The sequence below is a fragment of the Maribacter confluentis genome (genome assembly GCF_030505015.1).
Classification (GTDB): Bacteria; Bacteroidota; Bacteroidia; order Flavobacteriales; family Flavobacteriaceae; genus Maribacter; species Maribacter sedimenticola.
Genome location: NZ_JAUKUC010000003.1, coordinates 1 through 9,146, shown reverse-complemented (window position 1 = coordinate 9,146; position 9,146 = coordinate 1). Strand labels below are relative to the sequence as shown.

Here is a 9,146-nt window from a genome sequence, read left to right as displayed (position 1 = left end):
ATATACAGGATTTTGGGGAAACGTTAATAGATTCCTCGGGCATTATTCATGGATATACCAAAGACTCCTACAATATTGATAATATCAATGCAGGTAAAATACTGTTTAAGTTATATAAAACAACAAATGATCAAAGGTATTTGCAGGCTATGAAAACATTGCGCAGCCAATTGGAGGATCACCCTAGAACATCGTCCAATGGTTTATGGCATAAAAAAATCTACCCCAATCAAATGTGGTTAGACGGTCTATATATGGGGGCACCTTTTTATGCACAGTATAATACTACTTTTGAGGATGGAGACAGATTGGACGATATTGCCCATCAATTTGAGTTGATATGGAAACAAACCTTGGATGAGGAAACCGGACTACTATTCCATGCTTGGGATGAAAGTAAACAAATGGACTGGGCCAACAAAAAGGATGGTAAAAGTCCAAATTTTTGGTCTAGATCAATGGGGTGGTACTTAATGGCTTTGGTAGATGTCTTGGATTTCTATCCGGAAAACCATCCCAAAAGAAAGTGTTTTGATAAATTACTTAAATCAACTTTCTCAGAGTTTACTCGCCTTTCAACACCCAACCGGTTTATGGTATCAAGTAACCGATAAGGGAGAAATGGAAGGGAATTACCTAGAAGCTTCTGGCTCGGAAATGTTCTGTTATGCTTTTGCCAAAGGTAATGAAAAGGGATATCTGCCTGTAAAATTTAAATCAATCGCCCATAAAACGTTTGATGGACTATTATCAGAAGTGGTAGAGGTAGAGGCAGATGGTGAGGTTCATATTAATAACATTTGTAAAAGTGCCGGCTTAGGTGGAAATCCATATAGGGACGGAAGCTTTGAGTATTATATAAGTGAGCCAATAGTTACGGATAATCTGCATGGCACCGGTCCTTTTATTCTGGCGGCATTAGCATTAAATAGATAGTAATTCATTTCTACAGCAATTATGAAAAAAATCATTTCAATTTTAGGGTCACTTCACTTTTGTTGTGTGCCATGTTGTTACTAAACTGTAAGACAGAAAAGAAAGAAAATGCCAATGACAAGGAAGCCACGGAAGAAATGGTAGTTCCGGAAAATTCCAAATGGTCAGAAAAAATGGCACTTTCGGAAATTCACAGGTTTCCGGATCCAACATTACTGGATTTTCAAAAGGAATCTAGATGGAGCTATACTAACGGTTTGGTGTTACAGGCCATAGAACGTGTCTATGAACAAACGGGTAATCAAAAACTATATGATTATGTGTATGATTACGCCAATAGAATGATCAAGGAAGATGGTACCATTGTAACTTATGACCTTACTTCCTATAATTTGGATATGATCAAATCCGGTGATGCCATTTTCTGGTTACAGGAAAAAAATCCGGAACCAAGATTTAAAATGGCCATGGATACCCTTCATAAACAATTAGAAGGACAACCTACTACTTCTGAAGGCGGATATTGGCATAAAAAAAGATATCCATACCAAATGTGGTTGGACGGTCTGTTCATGGCAGAACCATTCCATGCAAAATATGCTTTAAAATATTTAGAGGAAGATGAGGTCAATAAGGTAATTGACCATATTGTTTTACAGTTGACCTTATTGAAAAACACAGTAGAGACCCCAAAACCGGATTATATTTTCATGGATGGGACGAAAGCAAAGAACAACGATGGGCCAATAAGGGAAACCGGGTTATCGCAGCATTTTTGGTCGCGCGGAATGGGCTGGTACGGTATGGCAATGGTAGATATATTAGATTACTTGCCAGAAGAACACCCGGGGCGAGAACGTATCATTAATTATTTAAAACAATACGCGGAAGCAATTGTTCAATATCAGGATCAAGGGGGTACGTGGTGGCAAGTACTTGATCTTCCTGACCGCAAAGGTAATTACCTGGAGGCAACGGGGTCTTGTATGTTCACCTATGTTTTGGCCAAAGGAGCCAATAAGGGATATATCTCATCTGATTACCTGGTCAATGCAAAAAAAGGGTTTGATGGTATTTTAGAGCAATTTGTCACGGTAGAGGATAACGGGGTCATTAATTTGAACAAATGTTGTGGAGTAGCAGGTTTAGGTGGAGATCCGTATCGGGATGGTTCGTTTGATTATTATGTCAACGAGATTATTCGTTCAAACGATCCAAAGGTACAGGACCTTTTATGTTTGCGGCATTGGAATTGGATAGGTAAAATATTCGTGTTCAAACATTATGAAAAGAGAATAGCCAACAAAATGATCATTGGTATTTGAAAATGAATTAAATACTGCATTTTGTTGGTAACGATGAGGATGACCAACACATTCCTGATCGTAAAATTCATCTCATGGAGATAGGATTTATTGTACATTTATTAAGAAGTAACCAAAAAACCAACAATGAAACCAATTAATGTAGCGCTATGTTCATTTGGTATGAGCGGTTATGTTTTTTCATGCCCCTTTTGCCGCTAAAAACCCTAACCTTAACCTTTATGCGGTTTGGGAACGAATCAAAAATGAGGCAGTCAAAAAATATCCTGATATTATCACCTTTAGAACGTTGGATGAGCTTTTGGCGGACAATAAGGTAGAGTTGGTGATCGTGAATACGCCAAGTGTTACACATTATGAATATGCCAAAAAGCCTTGGAGGCATTTAAGCATGTCATTGTAGAAAAACCATTTGTAGCAAGTACGGAGCAGGCAAATGAGCTAATTGCATTGGCGAAAAAAAACGATCTAAAACTATCTGTTTTTCATAATAGAAGATATGACAGTGACTTTAAAACGTACAAAAGGTTTTGGAAAACAATTCCCTTGGGCAACTGGTAGAGGCACACATTCATTATGATCGCTACCACCCTGGTTTAAGCCCTAAAGCTCACAAAGAGGTAGATACGCCAGCCGTTGGCGGACTATATGATTTGGGGTCGCATTTAATAGACCAGGCTCTTCATTTATTTGGCAAGCCAAATGCGGTTTTTGCAGATCTGGAGGTATTTAGGCCAGGGGCCAAAGTGGTGGATTATTTTGATGTTAGGTTGTTTTATGACACATTTAGGGTAACCCTAAAATCAAGCCTATTCGTTAAGGAGGTCACTACGGGCTTTACTCTTCACGGTACAAAAGGTTCCTTTGTAAAATCTAGGGCAGACGTACAGGAAGCGGCACTGCAGCGTGGTGAAATACCAGGGGGTGAAGGGTATGGCATAGAACCGGAGAATGAAATGGGACTCTTACATGCTGAAATTGATGGTTATGAAAACCGAATTAAGGTGCCCACTTTGGCAGGTAACTATATGCAGTATTTTGATGGAGTAGTGGATGCAATACGAAATGATAAAACCTTGCCGGTAACCGGTGAAGAAGCGGCCCTTGTTATTGAAGTGATAGAGGCCTGCCTTGCAAGCAATAAGGAAAAAAGGGTGATTGCCCTTTAACTATCAATGTTCAAACATTAAAAAGGAACATCAAATTTTCATTTATTTAATAATTATGGTCAGGAATATAGTACTCTTTATGCTCATATTAATTGCAGGTACAACTGTTCATGGTCAGGTTTTAGATCATTCGTGGGGCGAACTGGTAAATTCAAACGAACCAAATCTATACGCATCTCCAGAGATATTAGAAGTGGCGGATAATGTATTGTTGCTTCAGAAAGAGATTGGCGGTTGGCCAAAAAATAAACAGCCCAAAATATTACGGCAAAGGAAAAGGTACAACTGCACATTGATAAAAATGACAATGTTGGCGCTACTATTGATAACGGCGCTACTACTTTAGAAATGATATTTCTGGCCAAAGTATATGCGCATCATAACCATGAAAGATATAGAATAGCTTTTATTAAAGGATTGGAATACTTGATACAGGCCCAGTACGAGAATGGTGGTTGGCCACAATTTTATCCGCTTAGAAAAGGGTATTATACCCATATAACATATAATGATGATGCCATGGTCAATGTTATGAACTTGCTAAGGGATATCTATGAGACCCAAAAATATGATCACTTAAATATATCGGCTGCACTTAAAAATGCAGCAAAAAATGCGTTTGACAAGGGCGTACAGTGCATTTTAAAAACCCAGTACAAACAAAATGGGGTTTTGACGGCATGGTGTGCACAACATGATGTGGAGACTTATGCACCCGCTAAAGCTAGGGCATATGAACTACCCTCGTTAAGCGGTAAGGAATCTGCAAAAATTGTGTTGTTATTAATGTCCATTAAAAATCCTTCTGAAGAAATTATCAATTCTGTTACGGCTGCCAGTAATTGGTTTAAAAAAGCTCAGATTACCGATACACGTGTAGAAAGAATATATAATAGTGATGGTAAAGTGATCGATAAGAAAGTTATTGCAGAACACAATGTTAAACCTATTTGGGGCCGATTTATGAATTTAGATGATAATAGGGCATTCTTTTGTGATCGGGACGGAATTAAAAAATATTCGTTATCAGAAATAGGCGATGAACGAAGAAATGGGTACCGTTGGTACACGGATGAACCTCAGGAAGTGTTGGATGAATTTTCTCAATGGCAGAAAAATGTCACTATCAAAAGGACTAAGGTAAACAAGATTGATATTTATAATATGACCGTTGCAAAAGATGGTTCGGGCGATTTTTTTGATTTGCAATCCGCCATAAATGCCGCTAAAGGTTTCCTGATAAATCGGTTACAATACTGCTCAAGAATGGCATATATAATGAAAAGGTTAAGGTATATGAATGGAATACCAATATGCGTATAATTGGTGAAAGCACGGAAAATACCATTATTACCTTTGATGACCATTTCAATAAAATAAATCTAGGAAGGAACAGTACGTTCCACACCCCAACGTTTTCAATAGAAGGAAACGATTTTTACCTCACGAACGTTACCTTAAAAAATACCGCAGGCGAAGTGGGCCAAGCCATTGCCCTAGCTGTACATGCAAACAGGGTAAAAATTGAAAATTGTAGGATCATGGGTAATCAGGACACGGTCTATGTTACAGGTGAGGGCTATGTACAATATTTTAAAAATTGCTATATTGAAGGAACTACGGATTTTATTTTTGGACAGGCAACCGCATTTTTTGAGGACTGTATAATTCATAGTAAAAAAAACTCCTATATAACGGCGGCATCAACACCCAAAGGTATTGCTTACGGTTTTGTATTTAAGAACTGTAGATTGACCGCCCCTAAGGAGGTAACGCAGGTATATTTAGGGCGCCCTTGGCGAACCCATGCAAAAACCGTGTTTTTAAATTGTGAAATGGGGAGCCATATTGTTCCTAAAGGATGGGACAATTGGTCCAATAAAGAAGCGGAAGAACAATCCTTTTATGCGGAATATAATAATACAGGACCAGGATTATACCTAAGCAACGGGTAGAATGGTCATATCAATTAGGGCCAAATATGATTAAGGAATATGAAAGAAAAACCATTCTAGGTAATTCCTTGTGGTTTCAGATAGATTGATGTGGTGTTCAAGTAATGGTAGAATTCAACAAGTAAAAATATAAAGCACTTAATATATGAAAACTAAACTTGTATTATTGTTTGCATTGGTATTGCTATCGTTCACCGTGAATTTAAAACCTAATGTTATGGATGGTTTACAACCTGTTAAATCTGGAGTATATAAATGGAAGGACCACCCGGTGAAAAAGGGTGAAATGAGGGAGTCCAGAAAAATATTGGAAGGTACTGGGTCGCATCTACAATATTTTAGAATACATGCCACTACGCAATATCCCGGTGCAAAACCAAATCCTCCCCATGCAAACGAGGCAAAGGAAGAATGTATTATTGTTAAGGAAGGTACCATGAAGGTGACTATTGAGGGGCAATCACAAATTCTAGGTCCTGGTGGTGTTATTTTATTGATGCCACAGCAAATGCACAGTATTGAGAATATTGGGGATACCAATCTTACCTATTATGTAATGCAATATCAATCTAAAAAAAATATGAATATTCAAAGGGGTATTGCTAATGGTGGGTCGTTAATGCTTAATAAAGATTCGTTGGTTTTCAACAAAAGTGAACGAGGTGGTGGTATTCCTTATTTTGATAGGGCCACGGCTATGTGCGAACGTTTTGAAATGCACATTACCCAATTGGACCAGAAAGGACCCAGCCATAAGCCACATGCGCATGAGGAAACCGAAATTATCCTTATCCTATCCGGAAAAACGGAAATGACCATAGATGGTAAAGAGTATAAGGCAGGGGAAGGCGATTTTTATTTGGCTAATTCTCAACAACAACACGGTATAAGAAATGCCACTGAGAGTCCCTGTGCTTATTTTGCCTTTAAATGGAATTAATAGTCTAGAATTGATTGCATCATGCGTATACCATTCCTTGTTTTTTTTATACTCCTGTCCTTTACTGGTAAAGCACAGGTAACGACCATATATTGTATTGGCGATTCTACTATGGCGGATAAGTAAACCCGTTAGAAAATCCTGAACATGGTTGGGCCCAAGTGCTGCCGGAATTTTTCAATGAATATATCCAGGTGGCTAACAGGGCCGTAAATGGGCGTAGTAGCAAGAGTTTTATTTCTGAAGGTAGATGGGATGCCGTCTCAAAAAACCTATTTCCAGGGGATTATGTCTTTATTCAGTTTGGTCATAATGATCAAAAATTCAAGGATTCAACAAGATATACCAATCCGCATACTACGTATAGGGCAATTTAAAACGCTTTGTGCTGGAGACAAGGGAAAAGGGGGCATATCCCATATTGTTCTCATCCATTGTCAGAAGAAATTTCAATGAATTTGGGACTTTGGTAGATACCCATGGTCTGTACCCTATGGAGGTATAGCATGGGATAAATGGCAGGATACATTTTAAATGCCTCAATAAATTCTCCCTTGGTCAAAAAAAGTATGGCACGTTGCATACCGCAACCTGGACAATCTATCCCTATTAATTTTTAGTAAAACAGGGCAACATAAAATTATCCAACCCCAAATAAATAAATAATGCCCTTAATCGCATTTTATAGAAATTCTAAGTTGGAAAATTACCATTATTTTTGTGTATTCAAAATAAAAACATGTCTCAATTTCAGATAGGCGATATTGTAGAAACAATTGATGATGTTATCAAGGGAAGGGTAAATGCCATTAACGGTAAGGATATAACGATCATTAGCGATGATGGTTTTCCTCTAGTCTATGAGCCCCATGAACTTGTGTTAATGGCCAACGATATACGTGTCTCTAATTTTGATATTGCTCGCATTAAAAAAGAAAAGGAAATACCAAAGCGGAAAAAAATCTACCATTGTTAAGCCAAAAGAGCGTAACGCCCCTAAGATGGAAGTGGACCTGCATATTAACCAATTGGTGAAAAATCCTAAACAACTGGACAACTATGCTATTCTGAACCTGCAATTGGAAACCGCAAAAAGGCAATTGGATTTTGCCATAGCCAAACGCATTCAAAAAATTGTCTTTATCCACGGAGTAGGGGAAGGAATTCTAAAGGAAGAATTACGTTACCTTTTCAATAAATATGGGAATATTAAATATTATGATGCAGAGTATCAAAAATATGGCCTAGGGGCAACAGAAGTTTATGTCTACCAAAACCCTTAGATTATCCGCCAGTAGTTACTTCACCAAACTCATTAATCTGCAGATCTGTAATTCTACTTCCATTTTCATTGACAAATGTAATGCCACTTAGCTTGATAGTGTGCGTAAAGGTTACGCTATCCGCCGTTGTAGTACTAACGGTAACAGAGCCGCCTTCAGCCTCAATTTCTTCAATGACCGTTGGTGTAAGTGGTGGTGGTGCATCACAAAATAGGCACTGGTTACGGTTTCAGAAAATATACGATAGCTTACTTGTGAGTTTCCGGGAACAGCACTTTCCCTATCCGTCGTGGTTACTTCATTTTTTAGGAGTCCGCTAGCCAAGGTAATGATCAAGGACTCGTCACCATTGATCTTAAAAACCACGTTGGTAGAAGATGTGGATAACGTTCCACAATTTTGGACATTGTCTATGCTATCAAAGTCCACTGTTTCTATTTGAAGGTCGCCATCATCACAGGCAAACAATAAAAATAAACAACCAATTAGTAGGTATTTTTTCATACATCAAATTTAATTTAAAAATTATAAACCCATGGAAAGCACACCCTCCATTTATGGGTAAATTAACTTTATTTGAGCTATTTTTGTTCTTTATTTATTAGAGCAGGTTTTGATGAAACAGGTATATTTAGATAATGCGGCAACAACACAGGTTCACCCTAAGGTAATTTCAAAAATGCAGGATGCATTGGCTAATTCCTACGGAAATCCTTCTTCTACACATAGTTTTGGCAGAACAGCGAAAACGGCCATAGAAAGTGCAAGAAAGACAATTGCCAAATATATTAATGCACAGCCTTCTGAAATTATTTTTACCAGTGGAGGTACTGAGGCGGATAATATGATATTAAGATGTGCGGTGCGTGATCTAGGGGTAAAGACTATAATCACTACTAGAATAGAACATCATGCAGTACTGCATACGGTAGAGGAACTGGAAGCAAAAGGTCTTATAGAATTACAATATGTTAATTTGGATGCTTATGGCAATCCTGATTTGTTGCATTTGGAAGAACTTTTGAAAAGCAATGGTTCTAAAAAATTGGTAAGCCTTATGCATGTGAACAATGAAATAGGCAATAAAATAGATTTGGAACAGATTACCTTATTATCCAAAAAATACGATGCCTTGGTACATTCCGATGCTGTTCAATCCTTAGGTCATTATGAATGGGATGTAAAAAAGTTTCCAATAGATTTTCTAGCTGCAGCAGCTCATAAATTTCATGGGCCTAAAGGAATTGGTTTTGCTTTTATCCGAAAAATTCAGGTATGAGCTGTATGATATCCGGAGGGTCTCAAGAACGTGGGCTCAGGGCAGGTACGGAGTCTTTCCATAATATTGTTGGTCTCCAAGAAGCGTTTTGTGCACGCCTATGATAATTTGGAAACGGAAAAGAAATATGTAGAAGGACTTAAGAGGTATTTTATAGAACAGGTAAGAAAGGATATACCGGAAGCCAAATTTAACGGACATTCCGCAGATATGGAAAATAGTACCTATACGTTGGTGAACGTTTGTTTGCCATTACGGA

The 9,146-nt window shown here is 38.0% G+C and carries 12 protein-coding genes and 3 pseudogenes; 13 read left to right on the top strand and 2 right to left on the bottom strand.

Annotated elements, in window-relative coordinates:
* The 10 genes and pseudogenes from Q2T41_RS19450 to Q2T41_RS19405 all read left to right on the top strand — a co-directional run.
* On the top strand, positions 1 to 614 hold a 614-nt coding region (locus Q2T41_RS19450), incomplete at its 5' end, for a glycoside hydrolase family 88/105 protein (protein WP_367186920.1).
* Positions 532 to 936 carry a glycoside hydrolase family 88 protein gene (locus Q2T41_RS20855; RefSeq protein WP_367186919.1) on the top strand — a complete coding sequence of 135 codons (405 nt, stop codon included), beginning with the start codon at positions 532 to 534 and terminating at the stop codon, positions 934 to 936. The genes Q2T41_RS19450 and Q2T41_RS20855, both read left to right, overlap by 83 nt.
* A gap of 71 nt (positions 937 to 1,007) precedes the next feature.
* Complete coding sequence (locus Q2T41_RS19445) at positions 1,008 to 2,261, top strand: glycoside hydrolase family 88/105 protein (RefSeq protein WP_304437513.1); 1,254 nt, start codon at positions 1,008 to 1,010, stop codon at positions 2,259 to 2,261.
* A 172-nt stretch (positions 2,262 to 2,433) separates the two neighbouring features.
* Positions 2,434 to 2,822, top strand: a pseudogene (locus Q2T41_RS20850) (Gfo/Idh/MocA family protein).
* Complete coding sequence (locus tag Q2T41_RS19430) at positions 2,792 to 3,430, top strand: Gfo/Idh/MocA family oxidoreductase (RefSeq protein WP_304437510.1); 639 nt, start codon at positions 2,792 to 2,794, stop codon at positions 3,428 to 3,430. The pseudogene Q2T41_RS20850 and the gene Q2T41_RS19430 overlap by 31 nt, the downstream one beginning before the upstream one ends.
* A 55-nt stretch (positions 3,431 to 3,485) precedes the next feature.
* Positions 3,486 to 3,776 (top strand): hypothetical protein, encoded by a 291-nt coding sequence (locus tag Q2T41_RS19425; protein ID WP_304437509.1) that lies wholly within the window; start codon positions 3,486 to 3,488, stop codon positions 3,774 to 3,776.
* Positions 3,692 to 4,753 carry a pectate lyase gene (gene pelA / locus Q2T41_RS19420; protein WP_367186922.1) on the top strand — a complete coding sequence of 354 codons (1,062 nt, stop codon included), beginning with the start codon at positions 3,692 to 3,694 and terminating at the stop codon, positions 4,751 to 4,753. The genes Q2T41_RS19425 and pelA overlap by 85 nt, the downstream gene beginning before the upstream one ends.
* Entirely contained in the window at positions 4,684 to 5,385 is a 702-nt protein-coding gene (locus tag Q2T41_RS19415; RefSeq protein WP_367186921.1) for a pectinesterase family protein, read from the top strand. Before pelA ends, Q2T41_RS19415 begins: the two co-directional genes overlap by 70 nt.
* Before the next feature lie 145 nt (positions 5,386 to 5,530).
* Complete coding sequence (locus tag Q2T41_RS19410; RefSeq protein ID WP_304436617.1) at positions 5,531 to 6,325, top strand: cupin domain-containing protein; 795 nt, start codon at positions 5,531 to 5,533, stop codon at positions 6,323 to 6,325.
* A 111-nt stretch (positions 6,326 to 6,436) separates the two neighbouring features.
* Positions 6,437 to 6,824, top strand: a pseudogene (locus tag Q2T41_RS19405) (GDSL-type esterase/lipase family protein); the annotation flags it as partial.
* Here the strand turns inward: Q2T41_RS19405 and Q2T41_RS19400 are convergent.
* On the bottom strand, positions 6,753 to 6,908 hold the full coding sequence (locus tag Q2T41_RS19400) for a DUF2752 domain-containing protein (RefSeq protein ID WP_304437508.1): 156 nt from the start codon (positions 6,906 to 6,908) through the stop codon (positions 6,753 to 6,755). The pseudogene Q2T41_RS19405 and the gene Q2T41_RS19400 sit on opposite strands and share 72 nt — an antisense overlap.
* Before the next feature lie 156 nt (positions 6,909 to 7,064).
* Between Q2T41_RS19400 and Q2T41_RS20845 the strand changes: the two genes are divergently transcribed.
* Together Q2T41_RS20845 and Q2T41_RS20840 are read left to right on the top strand one after the other, a co-directional pair.
* Positions 7,065 to 7,301, top strand: a complete 237-nt coding sequence (locus Q2T41_RS20845; protein ID WP_367186918.1) for a DUF8465 domain-containing protein — start codon at positions 7,065 to 7,067, stop codon at positions 7,299 to 7,301.
* Between the two features lie 25 nt (positions 7,302 to 7,326).
* Positions 7,327 to 7,608: a Smr/MutS family protein gene (locus Q2T41_RS20840; RefSeq protein ID WP_367186917.1), complete on the top strand. Its 282-nt coding sequence runs from the start codon at positions 7,327 to 7,329 to the stop codon at positions 7,606 to 7,608.
* Positions 7,609 to 7,719: 111 nt separating this feature from the next.
* On the opposite strand, the gene Q2T41_RS19390 is transcribed toward Q2T41_RS20840, so the two are convergent.
* A complete protein-coding gene (locus tag Q2T41_RS19390; RefSeq protein ID WP_304437507.1) occupies positions 7,720 to 8,112 on the bottom strand; it encodes a hypothetical protein in 393 nt (130 codons plus the stop codon).
* 112 nt (positions 8,113 to 8,224) lie between these two features.
* On the opposite strand from Q2T41_RS19390, the pseudogene Q2T41_RS19385 reads away from it, so the two are divergent.
* Positions 8,225 to 9,146 (top strand): annotated as a pseudogene (locus Q2T41_RS19385) (cysteine desulfurase family protein); the annotation flags it as partial.